11 protein-coding genes (1 of these 11 running past the window's edge) are annotated in these 23,626 nt (G+C 71.7%); 9 read left to right on the top strand and 2 right to left on the bottom strand.

Translation table 11 applies throughout. From position 1 onward, the window contains the following. Positions 1-86 precede the first annotated feature (86 nt). Positions 87-713 (top strand): response regulator transcription factor, encoded by a 627-nt coding sequence (locus HQ603_RS15770; protein WP_222685700.1) that lies wholly within the window; start codon positions 87-89, stop codon positions 711-713. 8 nt (positions 714-721) lie between these two features. On the opposite strand, the gene HQ603_RS15765 is transcribed toward HQ603_RS15770, so the two are convergent. After that, positions 722-955 carry a hypothetical protein gene (locus tag HQ603_RS15765; RefSeq protein WP_222685699.1) on the bottom strand — a complete coding sequence of 78 codons (234 nt, stop codon included), beginning with the start codon at positions 953-955 and terminating at the stop codon, positions 722-724. A 98-nt stretch (positions 956-1,053) separates the two neighbouring features. Between HQ603_RS15765 and HQ603_RS15760 the strand changes: the two genes are divergently transcribed. The 3 genes from HQ603_RS15760 (at position 1,054) to HQ603_RS15750 (ending at position 4,403) form a co-directional block, all read left to right on the top strand. Continuing rightward, complete coding sequence (locus tag HQ603_RS15760) at positions 1,054-2,214, top strand: sensor histidine kinase (RefSeq protein ID WP_068361429.1); 1,161 nt, start codon at positions 1,054-1,056, stop codon at positions 2,212-2,214. 138 nt (positions 2,215-2,352) lie between these two features. Continuing rightward, positions 2,353-3,876 carry an acetaldehyde dehydrogenase ExaC gene (exaC, locus tag HQ603_RS15755; protein ID WP_222685697.1) on the top strand — a complete coding sequence of 508 codons (1,524 nt, stop codon included), beginning with the start codon at positions 2,353-2,355 and terminating at the stop codon, positions 3,874-3,876. Next, a complete protein-coding gene (locus HQ603_RS15750) occupies positions 3,876-4,403 on the top strand; it encodes a DUF779 domain-containing protein (protein WP_261773933.1) in 528 nt (175 codons plus the stop codon). The genes exaC and HQ603_RS15750 overlap by 1 nt, the downstream gene beginning before the upstream one ends. 33 nt (positions 4,404-4,436) lie before the next feature. Here HQ603_RS15750 and HQ603_RS15745 read toward each other — a convergent pair whose 3' ends face one another. After that, positions 4,437-5,375, bottom strand: a complete 939-nt coding sequence (locus HQ603_RS15745) for a type IV toxin-antitoxin system AbiEi family antitoxin domain-containing protein (RefSeq protein ID WP_308126566.1) — start codon at positions 5,373-5,375, stop codon at positions 4,437-4,439. 89 nt (positions 5,376-5,464) lie between these two features. Between HQ603_RS15745 and eat the strand changes: the two genes are divergently transcribed. The 5 genes from eat to HQ603_RS15720 all read left to right on the top strand — a co-directional run. Then, positions 5,465-6,883, top strand: a complete 1,419-nt coding sequence (gene eat, locus HQ603_RS15740; protein ID WP_222685695.1) for an ethanolamine permease — start codon at positions 5,465-5,467, stop codon at positions 6,881-6,883. After that, complete coding sequence (locus HQ603_RS15735; protein WP_222685693.1) at positions 6,880-8,292, top strand: ethanolamine ammonia-lyase subunit EutB; 1,413 nt, start codon at positions 6,880-6,882, stop codon at positions 8,290-8,292. Before eat ends, HQ603_RS15735 begins: the two co-directional genes overlap by 4 nt. Beyond that, positions 8,289-9,014, top strand: coding sequence for an ethanolamine ammonia-lyase subunit EutC (gene eutC, locus HQ603_RS15730; protein WP_222685691.1), 726 nt, complete (start codon positions 8,289-8,291; stop codon positions 9,012-9,014). Before HQ603_RS15735 ends, eutC begins: the two co-directional genes overlap by 4 nt. A gap of 52 nt (positions 9,015-9,066) precedes the next feature. Beyond that, positions 9,067-10,554: an amidohydrolase gene (locus tag HQ603_RS15725; RefSeq protein ID WP_222685689.1), complete on the top strand. Its 1,488-nt coding sequence runs from the start codon at positions 9,067-9,069 to the stop codon at positions 10,552-10,554. Between the two features lie 417 nt (positions 10,555-10,971). Continuing rightward, positions 10,972-23,626, top strand: partial view of a non-ribosomal peptide synthase/polyketide synthase gene (locus tag HQ603_RS15720; RefSeq protein WP_261773932.1) — the 5' portion only. The gene runs 21,566 nt beyond the window's last position; the window shows 12,655 of its 34,221 coding nt (coding positions 1-12,655); it begins with the start codon at positions 10,972-10,974; its stop codon lies off the right edge, out of view.

Here is a 23,626-nt window from a genome sequence, read left to right as displayed (position 1 = left end):
GCCGTTCCAGCCGGTCTCGCATGAGCTTTGTCATGTGTGCCCCGGTCCGACTCCGTGTGCCGTCGTCCTCGGGCGATACTGGGCGGGTGGCGACGGGAGGGGACCGAGTGGGGGACGTCCGCATCGTGGTGGCGGACGACGAGGTGACCATCCGCTCCGCACTGGTCGAACTGATCGGCCTGCGTCCGGGCCTGTCCGTCGTCGGCGGAGCGGCCGACGGAGCGGAGGCCGTCGCTCTGGCCAAGGCCCACCGGCCGGACATCGCGCTGCTCGACGCGGACATGCCCGTGATGAGCGGCATCGAGGCGTGCGCGGTCCTCGCACCCCTGGGAGTGAAGGTCGTGATCCTCACCGCGAGCGTGGCCCCCTCGACGATGCGCGACGCCATGAACGCCGGCGCGAGCGGCTACGTCACCAAGGCCACCGCGGTGGACGAGCTGGCGGACATCATCGGCAAGGTTGCGCGCGGGCAGTCCTACGTCGACCCGCAGCTCGCGGCGAGCGTCCTCAGCGCACCGCAGAATCCGTTGAGCACGAGGGAGATCGAGGTGCTGCGTCTGGTGCTTCCGGGCACGCCGGTCGCGGACATCGCGGAGGAGCTCCATCTGGCGGTGGGAACCGTCCGGAACTACCTGTCGTCCGCGATGTCCGCTCTCGGCGCACGCAATCGGCACGAGGCCGCTCGGATGGCCGTGCAGAAGGGGTGGGTGTGACCGGCGCGTCAGCCGTGCGCCGGCCGATTGCCGCGCAGCGCGACGTACAGCGGGCGGCCGAGGCCGTAGGCCACCAGGACGACGGCGAGCACGACGAACATCGTGTCCGCGCCGCCGCCGACGGCGTAGACGATCGCCAGCGCCAGCGCGCTGACGAGCAGGTTCGCGACGGCCACGGGGATTTCGCGGGCGAGCGTCGGGGCGGGTCCGAACTTCATGACGTCCTCGGTGAAATGCGACATGGTGCGCGTCCTTCCCTTCTCGGAGGGTGTCGATCCGTCCCTCTCGACCCTGCTCGGAGCGGACCCCGCCGGGTAGTGAGGCCGGTCAGGACTCCGGTATGACGAATCACCCGTCCGACTCCCGCGAGCCGGTGGTGCGGCCACCGGTGACGAACTACACCCGCGTCGGCAGCCTCTACGTCGCAGCGACGCTCTACGTCATGTCGTGGGGAACGGTGCTCCCGCTGATGTGGCGGACCCCCCTGCGGCTCGATCGGCCCGCGGTCTGGCTCTGCTGTGGCGTCGTACTCGCGGCCCTGCTCGGTCTGACCTGGCTGATCACGCGGGCGGCCGTGCCCGGTCACGTAGAGTCGCGACCGTTCCGACGCGCGGTGGCCTGGTATCTCGGCGTCGTGGCCGTGGGCGCGGTGATCGTCGCGGTGGTGGGCCAGGCGGCCTACGCGCAGCTCGCCTGGCTCGGCACCCTGCCGTTGATCTGCGGCGCCTTCGCCGCGTCCATGGTGTCGACACGGTGGGGTGCGGCGGCCACGATCGTTCTCGTCCCCGCGTGCCTCCCGATCACCGGCACGCCGGGGGCGCTCTGGATCTTCCTGGTGCTGGGCGCGGCCAACTTCCTCTACGTCCGCCTGGCCATGTGGATCTTCCGCCACGTCCGTGAACTCGACGCGGCCCGGCGACAGATCGCCCGGATGAGCATCGACCAGGAACGGTCCCGGTTCTCCCGCGACCTGCACGACGTCATGGGCCGCTCGTTGTCGTCCATCGCCCTGACCTGTGAGCTGGCCCTGTCCGTGCGAGACGACGCCGCCGCGAAGGACGCACACGTCCGCGACGCGCAGCGGACGGCGCAGCGCGCCCTCGCCGACATGCGCGCACTGGTGCGCGGGTACCACGACATCGAATTCGACACCGAACTCGCCGACGCGCTCGTCCTGCTCCGCACGGCCGGCGTGTTCGCCGAGGCCGACGGCGACGGCGGAGCCGACCTGGACCCGGCGGCGTCGCAGGCCGCCGCGTGGGTGATCCGCGAGGCGGTGACCAACGTGCTGAAGCACGCTCCGGCCGCGACGGAATGCGAACTCACGCTGCGCGAGGGGGTGCTCGAGATCGTCAACGACGGCGTCGACGGGCAGGCCGCCGGCGACGGACTCGGCCGCGGTCTGGCCGGACTGCGCGAGCGGGTGGAGGCCGTCGGCGGGACGTTCGCGGCGGGCCGCGTCGGCGCCACGTTTCGCGTGCGGTGCCATTTCCCGGCGTGATGGCGGCGTGCGCTGACGGCGTGCGGTGACATGTGCTCGAGGCACGCAACGGTGTTGCAACGGTCGGCTTCGTAGTGTTCCCGGTCACAGCCCCCGGGAAACACGGGGGCGGATCACGAGCGACGAAGGAGCTCTTCGATGACCGTCTACACCCGCCCGGGTTCGCCCGACAGCGCGATGTCCTTCCAGAGCCGGTACGACAACTGGATCGGCAACGAGTGGGTCGCTCCCGTGAAGGGCCAGTACTTCGAGAACCCCACCCCGGTCACCGGCCAGAACTTCTGCGAGGTGGCCCGCTCGACCTCCGAGGACATCGAGCTCGCCCTCGACGCCGCCCACAAGGCCGCCCCCGCCTGGGGCAAGACCTCCGCCGCCGAGCGCGCCGTCATCCTCAACAAGATCGCCGACCGCATCGCCGAGAACCTCGAGTCGATCGCCCTCGCCGAGTCCTGGGACAACGGCAAGCCGATCCGCGAGACCCTCAACGCCGACATCCCCCTGGCCATCGACCACTTCCGCTACTTCGCCGGCTGCATCCGCGCGCAGGAGGGGTCCCTGTCGGAGATCGACAGCGAGACCGTGGCCTACCACTTCCACGAGCCCCTGGGCGTCGTCGGCCAGATCATCCCCTGGAACTTCCCGATTCTCATGGCCGTGTGGAAGCTCGCGCCCGCCCTCGCCGCCGGCAACGCCGTGGTGCTCAAGCCCGCCGAGCAGACCCCGGCGTCGATCATGCACCTGATCTCGATCATCGGTGACCTGCTGCCGGCCGGCGTCGTCAACATCGTCAACGGGTTCGGCACCGAGGCCGGCAAGCCGCTCGCCTCGAGCCCCCGCATCAAGAAGATCGCGTTCACCGGCGAGACCACCACGGGACGCCTGATCATGCAGTACGCGTCGCAGAACCTGATCCCGGTGACGCTCGAGCTCGGCGGCAAGAGCCCCAACATCTTCTTCTCCGATGTGCTCAGCCAGAACGACGACTACCAGGACAAGGCCCTCGAGGGCTTCACGATGTTCGCCCTCAACCAGGGCGAGGTCTGCACCTGCCCGTCGCGGTCGCTCATCCAGCAGGACATCTACGACGACTTCCTCGCGCTCGCCGCGATCCGCACCAAGGCCGTCCGCCAGGGCGACCCGCTGGACACCGAGACGATGATCGGTGCGCAGGCGTCGAACGACCAGCTCGAGAAGATCCTGTCGTACATCGAGATCGGCAAGGGCGAAGGCGCGCAGATCGTCACCGGTGGCGAGCGGGCCGAGCTCGGCGGCGACCTCAACGGCGGTTACTACGTGCAGCCGACGATCTTCACCGGCAAGAACAACATGCGCATCTTCCAGGAGGAGATCTTCGGACCCGTCGTGTCGGTGACGTCGTTCTCCGACTACGCCAACGCCATCGAGATCGCCAACGACACCCTCTACGGCCTCGGTGCCGGCGTCTGGTCGCGTGACGGCAGCGTCGCTTACCGCGCGGGCCGCGACATCCAGGCCGGCCGCGTGTGGACCAACACTTACCACCAGTACCCGGCCCACGCGGCGTTCGGCGGCTACAAGCAGTCCGGCATCGGCCGTGAGAACCACCGCATGATGCTCGACCACTACCAGCAAACCAAGAACCTGCTGGTGAGCTACGCCCCGAAGGCCCAGGGCTTCTTCTGATGCTGCCCCGCTTGAAGGCCACCGCCGGGGCGATGGAGTTGCTCCGTCGCCTCGGCGGTCTCCACGGCGCGCTGATGATGCATCAAAGCGGCGGGTGTTGCGACGGCTCGTCCCCGATGTGTTACCCCGCAGGCGAATTCATCGTCGGGGATCGGGACGTGCTGCTCGGCCTGCTCGATCTGCGCGCCGACGTGGACACGGTGCCGCCCGACCTTCCGGCGGACGCCGACGCCGTGCCGGTGTGGATCTCCGGGTCGCAGTTCGAGGCCTGGAAGCACACGCAGATGGTGCTCGACGTCGTGCCCGGGCGGGGGAGCGGCTTCTCCCTCGAGACGCCGGAGGGGCTGCGGTTCCTCAGTCGCGGCCGGGCCTTCACCGAGGACGAGCTGTCGACACTGGCCTCCCAGCCCCCACTCACCGGGGCGCAGTGGGAGGAGGGCGAGCGGCCCGAGGTGCCCGACGAGTCCGTCGTCGTCGCCGAGGCCGTCGACGCCTGCCCGGTGCCGGGTATGACGCTGCAGGGCTGACGGTTCGGTGCAGTAGTCCACCGTCACCGTGGACTACTGCACCCGAGTCACGAAGCGCCGGATCTCGGCGAGGACCTCGTCGGGTCGATGGGTCAGGTCGTGCCAGATATAGCGCAGCACCGTCCAGTGCCGGACGAGAACGTTCTGGCGCCGCCGGTCTCGATGGAAGACGGTGCTGTCCGAATGGAACGCCCACCCGTCGATCTCGATCGCGAGTCGCAGCGCCGGGAATGCGATGTCGATGACATAGCCTCCGAACGGGTGGTTGACTTCCCACCCGGTCAGCCCGCCGGCGGTGAGCAGGCGGACCGCCAGCCGCTCGGCCTCCGACCGGGCACCGCCTTCCGCCGCGCGCAGATATCGCTCGGCCACCCGATGGCCGTGGCGGCGAGCATTGCGGTCCTGCGCCCGTCGAAGGGCGGGGAGAGTGGCGCGGCGCTGCAACTGGCGGTCGACGAGTTGTTGGCCCAGAACGGTCGACGCCTCGAGCACCGTCAGCTCCAACCGTGTCACGCGAACGCCTCGCAGTTCGACGACGTCGGCCGGGTCGAGCGTGCGTCGTCGTCTGCGCACCCCCGAGGCGCTCCGCCCCGACGCCGTGCGAGGCACCGTCACCTCGATCACGGGAACGAGGTAGGTGGTCAGTCCCAGCCAGAACGCGGCGCCGGCGCCGCTCAACACCCCGGACCCGGTGGACCACACGGCGCACCGCGCTCGGGCTTCATCGGTGAACGGTCGATCCACGGCGACGTAAAGCCCCCGAGCAACACGGCGCCAGGCTCCGGAGTTCACCCGCCTCTCGATCACCCGGTGCGTCAGTCCGGCCTCGCGTGCCTGTGCAGCCGTGATCACGCCGTCCTGCCGGGCGAGCACCTTCTCGATCATGACCTGATCGACGCGGCACCGGCCCGCGCAGTTCCGAACCGCACCGTTCTCGGTGCAGTCGTCCACCTCCACGGTGGAGTACTGCACCGAAACCGCGACCGCAGGGAAACACGCGGCAACACCCCCGCAACACACCCCACCTACGGTTCCACCACCCCCCGCGAGAAAGGCTCACCATGGCCGTCAAGGAACCCCGACCCGACACCCAGCCCACCGACGACTACCTCGCCAAACGCACGCTGAGGTCGGGCACGGCGGGGTGGGTGCTGCTCGCCGGGCTCGGCGTGAGTTACGTGGTGTCGGGTGACTACTCGGGCTGGAACTTCGGGCTCGAGCAGGGCGGCTTCGGCGGCCTCGCGATCGCGGCGGTGCTCATCGCCGGCATGTACCTGGCGATGGTGCTGGGGATGGCGGAGATGTCGTCGGCTCTGCCCGCGGCGGGCGGCGGCTACACCTTCGCGCGGCGCGCACTCGGCCCGTGGGGCGGATTCGCCACGGGGACGGCCATTCTCATCGAGTACGCGATCGCGCCGGCGGCCATCGCGACCTTCATCGGGGCGTACGTCGAGTCGCTCGGGCTGTTCGGCATCACCGACGGGTGGTGGGTGTACCTGGCCGTGTACGCGATCTTCATCGGCGTGCACCTGGCCGGGGTGGGCGAGGCGCTCAAGGTCATGTTCGTCATCACGGGCATCGCACTGGTGGGCCTGCTGATCTTCGTGATCGCCGCGGTGCCGATGTTCGACGCCGCCAACCTCACCGACATCGAGCCGACCGACGCCGCGGGCGCGTCGAGCTTCCTGCCCATGGGCTACCTGGGCATCTGGGCGGCGGTGCCGTTCGCGATCTGGTTCTTCCTCGCCATCGAGGGCGTTCCGCTGGCGGCCGAGGAGGCCAAGGACCCGGCGCGCAACGTTCCGCGCGGCATCATCGCGGCCATGGCCGTGCTGCTGGTGACGGCCGCCGCCATGCTGATCCTGGTGACGGGGGCCGGCGGCGCGGACGCGATGCAGTCCTCGGGCAACCCGCTGGTGGAGGCGCTGGGCGACAGCGGAGCCGCGACGGCGGTGAACTACATCGGCCTCGCCGGCCTGGTCGCGAGCTTCTTCTCCATCATGTACGCCTACTCCCGGCAACTGTTCGCCCTGAGCCGTGCGGGCTACCTCCCGAAGTCGATGTCGGTGGTGAACTCCCGCAAGGCGCCGACGCTGGCGCTGATCGTGCCGGGTGTCATCGGCTTCGCCCTGACCTTCACCGGCAAGGGTTCGATGTTGCTGAACATGGCCGTCTTCGGCGCCGCGCTCAGCTACGTTCTGATGATGGTGAGCCACATCGTGCTCCGCCGTCGCGAGCCCGACATGCCGCGCCCCTACCGGACTCCCGGCGGCACGGTGACCACCGGCTTCGCGCTGGTCGTCGCGGCCCTCGCCGTGGTGGCCACCTTCCTGGTGGACAGTCAGGCGGCGCTGTGGTGCCTGGTCGTGTTCGCCGCCTTCATGGCGTACTTCGGTCTGTACAGCCGCAACCGTCTGGTGGCCTCGTCGCCGGACGAGGAGTTCGCCGCCCTGGCCGATGCGGAGCGTGACCTGGAATGACCGTGTACCGACAGTCCCTGGCCGGCAGCACCTTCACCTTCGACGGGCTGGTCGAGGTGATGGCGAAGGCGACACCGCCGCGATCCGGGGATCGTCTGGCCGGCTGTGCGGCCGAATCCGACGCCGAACGTGCCGCCGCCGCATGGGCTCTCGCCGACCTGCCCCTGCAGACCTTCCTCGACGAGCAGGTGGTGCCGTACGAGGACGACGAGGTCACCCGGCTCATCTGCGACGCGCACGATGCCGACGCGTTCGGCGCCGTCTCGCACCTGACCGTCGGCGGCCTGCGCGACCATCTGCTCACCGTCGCAGCGGAATCCGGCAGCGCGGAAACCCTGCGCGCCCTCGCTCCCGGTCTCACGCCGGAGATGGTCGCGGCGACGAGCAAGATCATGCGGAACCAGGACCTGATCGCGGTGGCCAAGGCCGCGGTGGTGACGTCGGCGTTCCGCACGACCATCGGTCTGCCCGGCACGATGGCGACGCGCCTGCAGCCGAACCACCCGACCGACGACCCGCACGGCATCGCCGCGGCCACGCTCGACGGCCTGCTCATGGGGTCCGGCGACGCGGTGATCGGCGTCAACCCCGCCACCGATTCCCCCTCCGCCACAGCCGATCTGCTGTACCTGCTCGACGAGATCCGGCAGCGGTTCGAGATTCCCGTGCAGTCCTGCGTCCTCTCCCACGTGACGACGACGGTCGGCCTGATCGAGAAGGGCGTGACGGTGGATCTGGTGTTCCAGTCCATCGCGGGAACCGAGGGCGCCAACCGCAGTTTCGGCGTCACCGTGCCCATGCTGCTCGAGGCGAACGAGGCGGGAAAGTCGTTGCACCGCGGCACCGTCGGCGACAACGTGATGTACCTCGAGACGGGCCAGGGGTCGGCGCTGTCGGCCGGCGCGCACCTCGGCGCCGGCGGGAAACCGGTGGATCAGCAGACGCTCGAGACCCGCGCCTACGGCCTGGCCCGCGCGCTGGACCCGCTTCTGGTCAACACGGTGGTCGGCTTCATCGGCCCCGAGTACCTCTACGACGGCAAGCAGATCGTCCGCGCCGGCCTCGAGGACCACTTCTGCGGCAAGCTGCTCGGCCTGCCGATGGGCGTCGACGTCTGCTACACCAACCATGCCGAGGCCGACCAGGACGACATGGACACGCTGCTGACGCTCCTCGGTGCGGCCGGGGCGGCGTTCGTCATCGCGGTGCCGGGCGCCGACGACGTCATGCTCGGCTACCAGAGCCTGTCCTTCCACGACGCGCTCTACGTCCGGCAGGTGCTGGGACTCAAACCCGCGCCCGAGTTCGAGGCGTGGATGCACCGACTCGGTATGACCGACGACGCCGGCCGGGTCCTCCCCGTCGACGCCTCCACCTCGCCGCTGCGTGCATTGGCGGCTCCGGCGTGACCGCCCCCGACTTCTGGTCCGACCTGCGGCTCACGACGCAGGCGCGGATCGGGCTCGGCCGGGCGGGCGACGCGCTACCGACGTCGCGGGTGCTCGAGTTCCAGGCGGCCCACGCGGCGGCCCGCGACGCCGTCCACATGCCCCTCGACGTCGACGCCGTCGTCGCCGACCTGGCCGAGCTCGGCCTCGGGGACCCCGTCGTCGTGTCGAGCCGCGCCGAGTCCCGCAGCGAGTACCTGCGCCGCCCCGACCTCGGGCGGCTGCCGGCCGATCTGTCGGCCGTGCCGCGCACCGACGCCGAGCTCGGGATCGTCCTGTTCGACGGCCTGTCCCCGCGGGCCCTCGCCGAGCACGGCGTCGGGCTCACGCGCGCCCTCGCCGACGCCCTGGGAACGTTCACGATCGCGCCGCCCGTCGTCGCCACGCAGGCGCGGGTGGCGCTCGGTGACCACGTGGGCGAGGCGCTCGGCGTCGGCACCGTCCTCGTGGTCATCGGCGAGCGGCCCGGTCTGTCGGTGGCCGACAGCCTCGGGATCTACCTCACCCACGGGCCGCGGCCGGGCCGCAGCGACGCCGAGCGCAACTGCATCTCCAACATCCACCCACCGGGCGGCATGACCTACGACCACGCGGCGCGCGTGGCGGCGTCGCTGGTCGCGGGGGCACGGCAGCTGGGCCGATCCGGCGTCGACCTGAAGGACTCGTCCCGCGAGCTGACCTGAGCATCGGGGCCTACAGCGTCGACGCCGGCGCCCGCGCCTACAGTCTCCACCCGTGCTGCTGCAACGGGTGCGGGTCGATCCCGCGCGGGAGGGGTTGTCCGACGTCCGCGTCGACGGCGACCGCGTCACCGAGATCTCCGCTCCCGGCGAGCGGCTGAGCGCCGCGGGCGAGGACGTCGTCGACGGCGCCGGCGGGGTGCTGCTGCCGGGCTTCGTCGACGCGCACGTGCACATGGCGCAGTGGTCGATGGCCCGCAGCCGGATCGACGTCGGCGACGCGACCAGCGCGGTTGACGTCGTCGACCTCCTGGTGGCGTCGGGGGAGCGGTCCGCCGTGCGGGCCCACGGGTATCGCGCCGCGCTGTGGTCGACGCCCCCGCACAAGGACATGCTCGAGGCGGCGCTGCCGGGTGTGCACGTCGCCGTCACGAGCATGGACCTGCACTCGGTGTGGCTGTCGCCGTCGCTGATGGACGCGCTGGGCGTGGTCCATCCCACCGGCTACCTGCGCGATCACGACGCCATCGCCATGCTCGCCGTCCTCGACGCGCGGGTCGACGACGCCGAGGTGGACCGGCAGGTGCTCGACGGCGCCGACGAGTTGGCGCGGCGCGGCATCACCGAGATCCTCGATTTCGAGTACGACGACAACTGGTCGTCGTGGGCGCGTCGGGCCGCGCGCCGACTGCCCGCGGTGCGGGTGACCGCGTCGACGTGGTCGACGTGGCTCGAGCACTGCGTCGCGGCGGGTCGGCGCACCGGTGAACCGGTGCCGGACACGGCCGGCACGGTCCGCATGGGCCCGCTGAAGATCATGGCCGACGGATCGCTGAACACGCGGACCGCGTGCTGCCACGACCCGTATCCCGACGACGGCGCCGGCGGCGAGTCCCACGGCCTGCTCCTGGTCGACGAGCCGGAGCTGGTCCGGCTGATGACCGTGGCCGCCTCGGGTTCGATCGCGTCCGCGGTCCACGCGATCGGCGATCGCGCCAACACCGTGGTGCTCGACGCCGTCGCGGCGGTGCGGGCCCGCATGCGCACCGGCGAGCTGCCCACCGTCGGCGCCCGGATCGAGCACGCCCAGCAGGTCCGTCCGGCGGACCTCGCCCGGTTCGCCGAGCTCGGCGTCGTCGCGTCGGTCCAGCCGCAACACGCGATGAGCGATCGCGACGTCGTCGACGTCCTGTGGGCGGGCCGCGCGTCGCGGGCCTATCCCTACCGCTCGTTGCAGCGGCAGGGAGTGACGCTGCAGTTCGGGTCCGACGCCCCGGTCTCGCCGCCCGACCCGCGCGCCGCGGTGGCCGACGCCGTGCACCGGACCGACGACGACCGCCCGCCGTGGGAGCCCGACGAGGCGCTGCCGCTGTCGGCGGCGCTGCGGTCGGCGTGCGGTGGACGCGACGCGGTGACGGTGGGATCGGCCGCCGATCTGACCGTGCTGGCGCAGTGGCCCCACCTGCTCTCGAACGCGGATCTGCGGTCGGTTCCGGTGCTCGCGACGATCTCCGGGGGGCGGGTCACCCATCTGTCCGCGTAGGGCGAACGAATGACGATCGTGAGGTCTCCCGATGGAACGACGGCGGCCTTACCGAGCGGTAGGGTCTGGAGTGCGTTCGTGTGGTCTCACGGGCGTCGAGTGCCCTCGGACACGGTGTCGTCGTGTGATGTCACGATTGGCCGTGGTCGAGAGCGCTCGAGTAGGCTCGGTCGGCGGTCCTGCCGATGCGGACCGGCAGTTGTCGAACGACGACGAGCACGAGGAGGAGGCCCGGCCCACGCGGCGCGCACGAGACGGCCGCGGTAACGGCACTCGACCACGGAACGATGTGACCATGTTGCAGTTCGGGTCGTGTGCGCACTTCGGCGCGCGCATGACCGGGTCGGAATCCGGGTACCGAGAGACACGGTGCGCCGGACCGGCGATCGTCGACGATCTTTGAGGATGGTGCAAGACTTGAGCGCTGGGAACGCAGCCGGCCCCGACCGTGTCCCGGACGGCGCCTTCCCGCTGTCCGCGGCGCAGCGTGGCATGTGGTTCGCGCAGCAGGCGCTGGGCGACATCCCGGTCACCATCGCTCAGTACATCGAGGTCGACGGTGACCTCGATCTCGACATGCTCACCGAAGCCTCCGTCATGGCCGGCAAGGAGTTCGGATCCGGCTACCTGCGCCTGCTCGACGTCGACGGCATGCCGTTCCAGATGGTCGACCGCTCCATCGACGACACCATCCGCCTGCAGGACTTCCGCGGCGAGGCCGATCCCGCCGGCACCGCGATGGAGTGGATGCGCCGCGAGTACAGCGCGCCCGTCGATCTGCTGAACTCCCGCCTGGTCGCGCTGTGGCTGCTCCGCCTGGACGACCGGCGCTGGTTCTGGTTCTCCCGCATCCACCACGTCGCGCTCGACGGCTACGGCGCCATGGCGATGATCACGCGCATCGCGGAGATCTACACCGCCATGGCGGCCGGGTCCGAGGTGCCGCCCGCCAAGGCGCTCGACGTCCGCACCGTCTTCGAGGACGAGGCGAAGTACCGGGAGTCGACGCGCTTCGAGAAGGACCGTGAGTACTGGCAGACGCGCACCGCGGATCTGCCCGCGCCGGTGTCGCTCGCCGGTCGCACCGCGCCCGTCGGGGGCCACGCCCGCATCGCGTCCGCGGCCCTGCCGCCGGCGTTGAGCGACGCCGTCGACGTCGCCGTCGACGAGTTGCAGACCGCGCAGGCGCCGCTCGTCATCGCCGCCTTCGCGGCCTACCTGGCGCGGATGACCGACACCGAGGACGTCGTGCTGAGCCTGCCGGTCTCGGCGCGCACGACGGCGCAGCTGCGCAACTCCGGCGGCATGACGTCGAACATCGTGCCGCTGCGGCTGTCGGTCACGCGGTCGGTGACGGTCGCGGAGCTCGTCCGCGACACCCAGCTCGAGCTCACGGGCGCGCTGCGTCGTCAGCGTTACCGGCACGAGGACATGCGCCGCGACATCGGCCGGGGCAACGGCGACCGGGGGCTGTTCGGCCCGTCGGTCAACATCATGCTGTTCCACCCGGTGATCCAGCTCGGCGAGGCCACCGGCCGCCTGCACGTGTTGACCACGGGCCCCGTCGAGGACCTCGCGGTGAACATCTACGCGGGCGTCGCGGGATCGTCGACCAACATCGACTTCGAGGCCAACCCGGCGCTGTACTCCGCCGACGACCTCGCGCGTCAGCACGCCCGCTACTTCCGCTTCTTCGAGGAGTTCGTCTCCTCCGACCCGAGTCGGTCCGTCGCGGACCTGCCGCTCGCGGACGACGCCGAGCGCCGTCTGACGCTCGAGCGCTTCAACGACACGGCCGACGACGTCGAGCCGGGCACGGTGATCGACCAGTTCCGCGAGCACGTGCGGCGGACGCCCGACGCCCTCGCGCTCGACTTCGAGGGTGCGCAGCTGACGTTCGCCGAGTTCGGCGAGAGCGTGGCCCGGCTGGCTCGTCACCTGATCGACCTCGGGGTCGGTCCCGAGGTGCGGGTGGCCGTCGCGATGCGGCGCTCGCTGGATCTGCTGATCGCCATCCACGCCGTCCTCGAGGCGGGCGGCGCGTACGTGCCTCTGGACCCGGATCACCCGCCGGCGCGAACGGACTACGTCCTGCGCACGGCCGACCCGCTGTGCGTGCTCACCACCTCGTCCGACGCCTTCACCGTGCCGGACCACGAGGCCGAGGCCGACCGGGTGGACGTCGACGTGCTCGAGGTCGACCGCCTGGACCTGTCCGCGGTGTCGGCGGAGGCGGTCACCGACGCCGAACGACGCGGGACGGTGCACCCGGCCACCACGGCGTACGTCATCTACACCTCCGGCTCGACGGGTCGGCCCAAGGGCGTCGCCGTGGCGCACGAGTCCGTCACCAATCAGCTGGGGTGGGTGTTCGATACCTACGGCTCGGCCACCGACCGCGAGGTGGTCCTGCAGAAGACCCCCGTCACGTTCGACGTGTCGGTGTGGGAGCTGTTCGCCCCGAGTCGCGGCGCGGCGCTGGTGATCGCCCGTCCGGACGGCCACCGGGACCCCGCCTACCTGGCGGACGTCATCGAGCGCACCGGCGTCACCGCCACGTCGTTCGTCCCGTCGATGCTGACGCTCTTCGTCGAGCAGATCGAACCCGGCCGCTGCGCCTCCCTGCGCGCGGTGCTGGTGGCCGGTGAGGCCTTCGCGCCGCGTCTGGTGGAGAAGTGGCGCCGGTTCGGGTCGGTGGACGTCATCCACAACCTGTACGGCCCCACCGAGTTCACCGTGCACGCCACCGCCGCGTCGGTGTCGTCGGTGCCGCGCATCTCCGTGCCCATCGGGTCCCCGGTGCGCAACTCGCGGGCGTACGTCCTGGACCACCTGCTGCGGCCGCGTCCGATCGGCGCCGCCGGCGAGCTCTACCTCGCGGGCCGGCAGCTCGCCCGCGGCTACGCCGACCGACCCGACCTGACGGCCGACCGCTTCGTCGCCGACCCCTTCTCGACGACCGGTGAGCGCATGTACCGCACCGGCGACCTGGTGCGGTGGAATCCGGACGGCGAGCTGGACTACCTGGGCCGCACCGACTTCCAGGTCAAGGTGCGCGGGCAGCGCATCGAGCTCGGCGAGATCGAGGCGACGCTGCTGCAGGACGACGCCGTCCGCGAGGCCGTCGTGGTGGTGCACCACGGCGATCTCGGTCAGCGCCTCGTGGCGTACGTGGTCCCCACGACCGGGCGGGCCGTCGACGTCGCCGCTCTCACCGACGTCGTGTCGGGCATGCTGCCGGCGTACATGGTGCCGGACACGATCACGGTCATCGACTCGATGCCGCTCAACTCCAGCGGCAAGCTCGACCGCCGCCAGCTGCCCGAGCCGGTTTTCCGCGACGTCGGCGCGAGCTTCCGCGCTCCGACCACCCCGGTCGAACAGCAGATCGCGGCCCTGGTCGCGGACGTCCTCGGCGTCGCGCGCGTGGGTGTCGACGACTCGTTCTTCGCCCTCGGCGGCGACAGCATCATGTCGATCCAGCTGGTCGCGCGGGCCAAGGCCGCCGGCCTGCAGATCACCCCGCGCGACGTGTTCGAGGCGAAGACCGTCGCGCGTCTGGCCGAGGTCGTCGGGTCCGCCGCCGAGGTGCCCGTCCTGGCCGAACTGCCCGGTGGCGGAGTGGGATCGGTGCCGCTCACCCCGATCATCGCCTGGATGACGGAGGACCCGGCGCTGACGGCGTCGTTCGCCCAGTCGATCGTGGTCGACCTGCCGCCGAACCTCGACCGCACCGGTGCGGACGAGGACCGCGTGGTCGCGACCGTCGCCGCCGTCGTCGCGCATCACGACGCGCTGCGCGCCCGGCTCGAGCGGGGCGAGGACGGGTGGGCGCTCACGGTGCCGCCCGTCGGGACCGTTGCGGTGGAGTCGATGCTCGAGCACCGGCCGCTCTCCGCGCGCATCGGAACCGCCGAGTTCGACGCCGACCTGGCCGCGATCTCCCGCGACGCGCTGACGCGGCTCGATCCCGAGACCGGTCGCACGGCCGCGCTCGTGTGGCTCGAGTCGGACGACCGTGACCGTCTGCTGATCGTCCTGCACCACCTGGTGGTCGACGGCGTCTCGTGGCGCATCCTGCTGCCGGACCTCGCCACCGCCTGGGCGCAGCTGAGCGCGGGGGAGCCGGTGGCGTTGCAGCCCACCGGAACGTCGTTCCGGCGCTGGGCGCACGCTCTGCGCGAGCGCGCCACCAGCGATGTCGTGCGCAGCCGACTCGAGCACTGGCGGACGGCTCTCGGCTCCGAGCCGGAGCAGTTCGCGTCGCGCGCACTCGATTCGGCGATCGACACCGTGGCGACGCTCGACCGCGTCGACGTGACGTCCCCGTACCCGGTGACCTACGCGATGCTGACCACGGTGCCGACGACGTTCCGCGGCGGGGTCAACGACGGCCTGCTGACCGCGCTCGCCCTGGCGGTCGGTGAGTGGGAACGCCGCCGCGGCAACGCGGTTCGCTCGTTCGCGGTCAACCTCGAGGGCCACGGCCGCGAGGAGGAGTTGGTGCCCGGCGCCGACCTGTCGCGGACGGTCGGGTGGTTCACGTCCATGTACCCGGTGCGTCTCGACGTCACCGACGTCGACCTCACGGACGCGTTGGCGGGCGGCGGCGCGGCCGGAACGGCCATCAAGGCCGTCAAGGAACAGCTGTCCGACGTGCCGGACCGCGGCATCGGCTACGGCCTGCTGCGCCACGGCCCGGATCCGGTGATCGACGCCGACGCTCCGGTGCCGTCGATCGGGTTCAACTACCTCGGCCGCGTGGGCACCGCCGACGTGCCCGAGGAGATTCGCGCCGGCGGCTGGTTCCCGGACGCGCGGCACGCGGCGCTGAACGGCCTGCGGGGCGACGACGTCCCGGTGCGGTTCGCCCTCGACGTCACCGCGATGGTGGTGGACGGCGAGCACGGCCCGACGCTACGGACGACGTTCGAGTACCCGTCGACCCTGTTCTCCCGCCAGGAGATCGACGATCTGGCGCAGACCTGGTCGGACGCCCTGGGCGCGCTGGCAGCGCACTCGGCGGAACCCGACGCGGGCGGCCTGACCCCCTCGGACGTCGATCTGGTGCGGGTCGACCAGGGCGTCATCGAGTCGTTGGAGACCACGTACCCGGGTCTCGAGGACATCTGGCCGCTGGCGCCGCTGCAGGCGGGCCTGCTGTTCCACTCCGCGCTCGCCGGCGACCGGCTCGACGTCTACTCGACGCAGATCGTGCTCGAGCTGGGCGGTCGCCTGGACGCGGAGCGGCTGCGTGCGGCGGCCGAGGGCCTGGTCGCGCGGCACCCCAACCTGCGCGCCGGCTTCGTGGTGGACGAGGAGGGCACGGCCCTGCAGGTGGTGGTCGACGCCGCGGTGGCGCCGTGGACCGAGCGGGACCTCACCGCCGATCCGGACCGGTCCGCCGCCGACGTGGAGCAGGCCGCCCGCGACGCGGTGCTCGCCGAGCGCACCGCGCGCTTCGACATGACCGCGCCGCCGCTGCTGCGGTTCCTGCTCCTGCGGACGGGGCCGGAGCGCCACGTCTTCGCGATGACCAACCACCACATTCTGCTCGACGGCTGGTCCCTGCCCATCGTGGTGCAGGATCTGTTGTCGCTGTACGTCTCTCGTGATCCGTCGTCGCTGCCGCGGGTGCGCCCGTACCGCGACTACCTGTCGTGGCTCGCCTCGCGGGACGATCGCGCGTCGCTGGCCGCGTGGTCCACGGCGCTCGAGGGGGTCGAGGAGCCCACCGCGTTGGTGCCCGTCGGCTCGCAGACCGCGACCGATGCCGCCGCCGACGCGGTTCCCGCCGACCACACCGTGATCGTGCCCGCCGAGGTGAGCGAGCGGCTGCACGCCTTCGCCCGCGACCGCGGCGTCACCCTCAACACCGTGCTGCAGGCGTCGTGGGGAATCGTGTTGGCGCGCAGCACCGGTCGTGACGACGTGGTGTTCGGCACCACGGTCTCCGGCCGCCCGCCGCAGGTGCCGGGCATCGAGTCGATGCTCGGACTGTTCATCAACACCCTGCCGGTGCGGGTCCGCCTGCGCCGCGGCGACGACGTCGGCACGCTCCTCGAGCGGCTGCAGCGGGAGCAGACCTCGCTGCTCGACCATCACTACGTCGGGCTGACCGATATCCAGCAGAGCGTCGGCGTCGGGCCGCTGTTCGACACGCTGATGGTGTACGAGTCCTACCCGCTCGACCGCGAAGCCCTCACGCGGGAAGCGGATTTCGACGGCCTGCGCGTGCTCGGCGTCGACTCCGGCGACGCGACGCACTACCCGTTGACCGTCATCGCGGTCGCCGATCCCGACCTGCGTCTGACCGCGAAGTACCTGCCGGGCCGAGTCGGCGCCGACGAGGTCCGCGACATCATGGCGGGCTTCCTCGACGTCCTCGCGGCGCTGGGCGAGGACCCGAGCCGCCGGGTCGACGACATCGAGCTCCTGCCCGCCGAGCGTCTCGCGGCCGTCACCGCCGTGTCGGGCGACCCGACACTCGAACCCCGGTTGCTCGGCGACCTGTTCGCCGACGCCGTGCGGCGTCGACCCGACGGCGACGCCGTGGTCACCGACGACGACTCGATCACCTACGCCGAGCTCGACCGCCGGTCGTCCGCGCTGGCGCGGGAACTGTTGGCGCGCGGCGCGACCACCGAAACCGTGGTGGCTCTGGCGATTCCGCGGTCCATCGCCTACTTCGTCGCGGTGTGGGCCGTGGTGAAGACCGGGGCGGCGTACCTGCCGGTCGACCCGCGCTACCCCGCCGATCGGGTGCGCCACATGGTCACCGACTCGCACGCGGTCCTGGGCCTGACGTCGGTCGGGGCCGACGCGGTGCTCGCCGACCCGTTGCCCGACGACGTCGAGTGGTTCCGGATCGACGACACCCCGGCACGGGCGCTGCTGTCGGCGCACCGCGACGGTCCGCTCGAGACCGGCGAGCTCACCGGCGCGCCGAGTGCCGACTCGATGGCCTACATGATCTACACCTCGGGCACCACCGGCCTGCCGAAGGGCGTGGCGGCGATCCACCGCGGTCTGATCAACTTCACGGCCGACGTGACCGCCACGTACGAGGCCGGGCCGGACTCGCGCGTCATGGCGTTCGCGTCGCCGAGCTTCGACGCGTCCGTGCTCGAGCTGCTGCTCGCGACGGGCGCGGCGGCGACCCTGGTGGTCGTGCCCGCCGACGTCTACGGCGGCGAGGAGCTCGAGGCGTTCCTGCGTCGGCACGAGGTGACCCACGGATTCGTCACCCCCGCCGCGCTCGCGACGGTCGATCCCTCGGCTGCACCGCATTTCGACCGTGTCGTCGTCGGCGGCGAGGCCGTGCCCGACGACCTGGTGCGCCGCTGGGCGCCCGGTCGGCGCATGTTCAACGGCTACGGCCCCACCGAGACCACCATCCTCGCGCACACCACCGAGCTGACCGCCGACCGTCGCGTCGTGATCGGCGCGCCGATCCGCGGCATGCGGGCGTCGATCCTCGACGGGCGTCTGCGGCCGGTCGGCCCCGGCGTGCCCGGCGAGCTGTACCTGTCGGGTCCGTCGGTGACGCGGGGCTACCACGAGCGCCGCGGCCTCACGGCCGAGCGCTTCGTCGCCGACCCGTCGGGTGTCGAACCCGGCGCCCGCATGTACCGCACCGGCGACGTGGCGCGGTGGGTCCTCGACCGCGGCGAGTACGCCGTGGAGTACCTGGGCCGCAGCGACTTCCAGGTCAAGATCCGCGGATTCCGCGTCGAGCTCGGCGAGATCGACGCGGCCGTGGGCAGCGAGGACGACGTCGAGTTCGCCGTCACCCTCGGCGTGCCGCTGCCGTCCGGCGCGACCACCCTGGTCACCTACGTGCTGCCGCGGGCGGGATCGTCGCTGGCGTCGGACGACGACGTCCCCGAGACGATCCGCACCCGCGTGGCCGCCGCGCTGCCCTCGCACATGGTGCCGGGCGCCGTGGTGCCGCTCGACTCCGTGCCGCTGACCCCGTCGGGCAAGCTCGATCGCCGCGCCCTGCCCGCCCCCGACTTCACCACCGCGGGCGACGACGGACCCACCACCGACACCGAACGCGCTCTGGCGCAGGTGTTCTCCGACGTGCTCGGGCTCCCGACGGTCGGGGTGCACGACTCCTTCTTCGACGTCGGCGGCAACTCGCTGGTCGCCACCAAGCTCGTCGCCCGGGTCAACGCGCTCGGCGCCGGGCGGCGCGTGGGTGTGCGTGACGTGTTCGAGAACCCCACCGTCGCCGGCCTCGCCGCGGTGGTGGACACCGCGACCGCCGACGACGCCGTCGTCACCGACCTGCCGGAGCTCACCGCCGGCCCGCGGCCCGAGCACGTGCCGCTCTCGCCCGCGCAGCAGTCGATGTGGCTGCTGAACAAGTTCGACACGTCGTCGCCGGCGTACAACATCGTGCTGCCCGTCCGACTCACCGGCACGCTGGACACCGACGCCCTGCAGGCCGCGATGATCGACGTGGTCGAGCGGCACGAGGTGCTGCGCACCCGCTACCCGGAGACCGACCAGGACGGTCCCCGCCAGGACGTGCGTCCCGCGTCCGAGGTGACCGTGGACCTGACGCCGGTCGCGCTGCTGGGCAGCACGGCCGACGGGGCGGGCGCCGAGGATCGCCTGCTCGCGGCGGTGCTCGACTTCGTCTCCACCGGATTCGACGTGGCCGCGGCGCCACCGGTCCGCGCACGTCTGTTCCAGGCCGGCGCGTCCGATCACGTGCTCGTGGTGGTCGTCCACCACATCGCCGCCGACGGCGCGTCGATGGCCGCTCTCGCGCGCGACGTGATGATCGCCTACAGCGCTCGCGCGACCGGAGCCGAGCCCGCCTGGGCGCCGCTGCCCGTGCAGTACGCCGACGTCGCACTCTGGCAGCGCCGCGTCCTCGGGGAGCCGGGCGACCCGGACTCGCCCGCGGGCCGCCAGCTCGAGTTCTGGCGTCGTACCCTCGCCGGCGCGCCCGAGGTGCTCGAGCTGCCCACCGACCGACCGCGTCCGGCCCGCCGGACCACCGACGGCGACTTCGTGCCCGTCTCGATTCCCGCCGACGTCGTCGAGGCGCTCGACGCCGCCGCGAAGGGGGTGCAGGGGTCGCTGTTCATGGCGGTCCACGCCGCGCTCGCCGTGCTGCTCGCGCGGGCGACCGGCAGCGACGACATCACCGTGGGCACGCCGGTGGCCGGCCGCACGGCCGGGCCGGCCGAGGACCTCGTCGGCATGTTCGTCAACACCGTCGTGCTGCGGACGACGGTCGACCCGTCGGCGACGTACCTCGATCTGCTGCGGCGGACGCGCGACGCCGACCTCGACGCGTTCGCCCACGCCGACATCCCGTTCGAGTCGCTGGTCCGCGAGCTGAACGTGCCGCGATCGACCGCGTTCACGCCGCTGTTCCAGACCATGCTCTCGTTCCAGAACAACGCGCCCGTGCAGTTCGAGCTGCCCGACCTCACGGTCTCGGTGCTCACCGACCTCGCCGACGGCGCCAAGTTCGACCTGCTCGTCGCGCTGGAACCCACGGCGACCGACGACGGCCGTACCCGCCTGGACGGCCGCTTCACCTACGCCACGGACCTGTTCGATCGCGCGACGATCGAGACGTTCGTGTCGTGGTTCGTGCACGTGCTCACCGCGGTTGCGGTCGACCCGACGTCGGTGGCGGGGGACATCGACCTCGACGGGTCTGACCTCGACGGAACCGACCTCGACGGGACAGACACCGGCACCGGCACTGCAGGAACCGACCCCGCTCTCGACCAACCCGAAAGGCCCTCTGTGCCGTCTGCTCTGCCCCCTCGTCGCATGACGGTGCGCGATCTCCCCGCGCTCCTCGCAGCGGCTGCCGAGGTCGATCCCTCGGGCGTCGCGGCGTCGTTCGACGGCATGGAGGTGACGTACGCGCAGTTCCACGAGCGGCTGCAGATGCTGTCGGGTCCGATGTCGGCGCGGGGGATGGGCCCGGACGCGATCGCGTCCGTGGTGCTCACCGGTCTGCTGCCCACGCTGATGGCGGCGCCGCCGAACGCGGACGGCACCGACGCCTTCGGCCAGGTGCTCGACCGGGTGATCGCCGATGCGCACGCGCTGGTCGGCGACATCGAGATCCCCGAGCCGGTCGAGGCCGTGACACCGGCCGACACCGTGACCCCGGCCGAGACGCCCGCCCCTGCGGAGACCGGCACCCCCGAGGCGGACACGCTGCTCGCGCTCTGGTCGCGGTCGGTCGCCGCCGACGCGGACGCGCCCGCGCTGCGGATGGGCGAGACCACCGTCGGCCGCGGCGAGCTGGACCGTCGCGCGACGCGCCTCGCCCGGACGTTGATCGACGCCGGTGCCGGTCTCGACACCGTGGTGGCGCTGGTGCTGCCCCGCTCGATCTCCTGGGTGACGGCGATGCTGGCCTGCTGGAAGGCCGGCGCCGCGTACCTGCCCGTCGATCCCGCCGCGCCCGCGGACCGCACCGCGTCGGTGCTGGCCGACGTGCACGCCGTGGCGATCGTGACCGAGGGCGGAGCAGCCGGGGCGGCGTTCGCGTCCGATCTCGACCTGCCGGTGATCGACGTGGCCACGGCCGAGCAGGACGGGGACGCGAGCCCGCTGCCGGACCCGTGGACCGTGCCGGGCGCGGATGCCGCGCTGGCCTACGTCATCACGACGTCCGGGTCCACCGGCCGCCCGAAGCCGACGCTGGTGCCGATGGCGGGCGTCGTCAACACCTACGCCTGGTACCGCGAATTCCTCGGTCTCGGTGAGGGATCGACGACGCTGGTGGTCTCCTCGCCGCGCTTCGACCTGACGCAGAAGAACGTGTGGGGACCGCTGACCTCCGGCGGCGTCGTGCATCTGGTGGACGAGGGATTCGACCCCGCGGTGATCCTCGGCGCCATCGCCGCGGCCGACGCCGCGGGCGAGCGTATCGACGCGATCAACCTGGCGCCCAGTGCCTTCGAGGCCCTCGTCGATTCCGACACCGACACCGATCCGGTCCTGACCCGCCTCGGCGCCGTCGTCCTCGGCGGTGAGCCGATCCGTCCGGCCGTGTACCGCACGCTCATGAACTCCGATGTGCGGCTGATCAACTCCTACGGGCCCACCGAGGCGTCGGATGTCACCTCGGCGTTCGTCATGTCCACCACGGGTGAGCCGCTCGACGCCTCCCGCGTCCCCATCGGCGCCCCGATCGACGGCGCGGAGTACCGGGTGCTCGACGCCCGCCTGCGCCGGGTTCCGCGCGGTGTGGTCGGTGAGCTCTACATCGGCGGCATCGCGGTCGGCCGCGGCTACGGCGGCCTGCGCGGCCAGACGGCCACCCGCTTCGTCGCGGGGTCGGACGGCACGCGGCTCTACCGCACGGGCGACCTGGTGCGCGTGCAGCCGAACGGCGACGTGCTGTTCGTCGGGCGCTCCGACTTTCAGGTCAAGATCCGCGGTCTGCGGGTCGAGCTCGGCGAGATCGAGGCGGCGCTGACGGCCCGCGACGACGTCGCGCAGGCCGTCGTGGTCGTCCAGTCGGAGACGACGCCCGACGGCGGCCCGGTGGACCGGTTGGTCGCGCACCTCGTGCCCGCGGCCGGCGCCGAGCTCGACCCGGCCGAGGTGCTCGGCTCGGTGCGATCGTCGTTGCCGGACTACATGGTTCCGGTCGCGGCCGCGGTGCTCGACGCGCTGCCGCTGAACGCCAGCGGCAAGCTCGACCGCAAGGCGCTGCCGACGGTGAGCATCGGCGACACCGGCTCCGGTGAGTTCGTCGCGCCGCAGACTCCCACCGAGGAGATCGTGGCCGGCGTGTTCGCCGAGGTGCTGCACCTGCCGCGGGTGAGCGCGACCGACTCGTTCTTCGAGCTCGGCGGCGATTCGCTGGTGGCGACCCGCGTGGTCGCGCGCCTCAATGCGGCGCTGGGCGTGGCCGTCACGATGCCGGACATCTTCGAGTCCCCGACGGTGCGCACCCTCGCCTCCGCGGCCGAGGCGTCCCGCGGTGCGGCGCCGCGCCCGCCGCTGGTGCCGGTGCCGCGCACCACCGCCGACGGCGATCCCGCGCCGCTGCCGCTCTCGCTCGCACAGCAGCGGATGTGGATCATCAACCGGTTCGATCCGGAGTCGGTGGGCTACAACATCCCGCTGACGCTGGGCCTCACCGGTGAGTTGGACACCGACGCGCTACGAGGAGCGCTGCGCGACGTGGTGACGCGTCAGGAAGCGCTGCGCACGGTCTTCCCCGACACCGGACACGGTCCGGTGCAACGGATCCTGCCGATGGACGACGTCGTGCTCGACGTGGACGTGGTCGATGTGAATGTGGTCGATGCGGACGCCGGCGACGCGCAGGCCGCGGTGCGGACGTTCGCGGCGCAGCCGTTCGACGTCACCACCGAGATTCCGGTGCGCGCCCGCATCGTCCGGACGTCGCCGACCGAGCACCTGCTGGTGTTCGTCGCGCACCACATCGCCTCGGACGGCGCCTCGTTGCTGCCGCTCGTGACCGATCTGGTGACGTTCTACACCGCGCGTCTGGAGGGTGGGGCCGAGGCGTCCACCGCGACCCCCCTCGAGATCGCCTACGTCGACTACGCGACGTGGCAGCGCGAGCTCCTCGGGTCACCGGACGACCCGGAGTCGTTGTGGGCGACGCAGACCGACTACTGGACCACGGCGCTCGCGGGCATCCCCGAGGTGGGCGAGCTGCCGCTCGACCGTCCGCGGACGACCACCCGCACCGGCGTCGGCGCCGCGCTGCACTGGGAGATCGAGCCCGATCTGCACGCGGAGATCGCGCGGCTGGCCCGCCGCCACGGCGTGTCCCGGTTCATGGTGATGCACGCCGCCGTCGCGGTGCTGCTGTCCCGGCTCGGCGGGGGAGACGACATCGTCGTCGGTACCCCGGTGGCGGGTCGCGGCGAGCCGGCTCTCGAGTCCATCGTGGGCATGTTCGTCAACACCCTGGCGCTGCGGACCCCGATCGAGCAGGACATGACCGTCGCGGAGGTGCTCGCGGCGGTGCGGGACGCCGACCTGGCGGCCTTCGCGCACAGCGAGATCCCGTTCGAGTCGTTGGTCGAGGCGCTGCAGC

It is taken from the genome of Rhodococcoides corynebacterioides (genome assembly GCF_019834675.1).
Classification (GTDB): Bacteria; Actinomycetota; Actinomycetes; order Mycobacteriales; family Mycobacteriaceae; genus Rhodococcoides; species Rhodococcoides corynebacterioides_A.
Note: the sequence above shows the minus strand (reverse complement) of the source record. Positions and strands in the feature narration are given on the sequence as shown.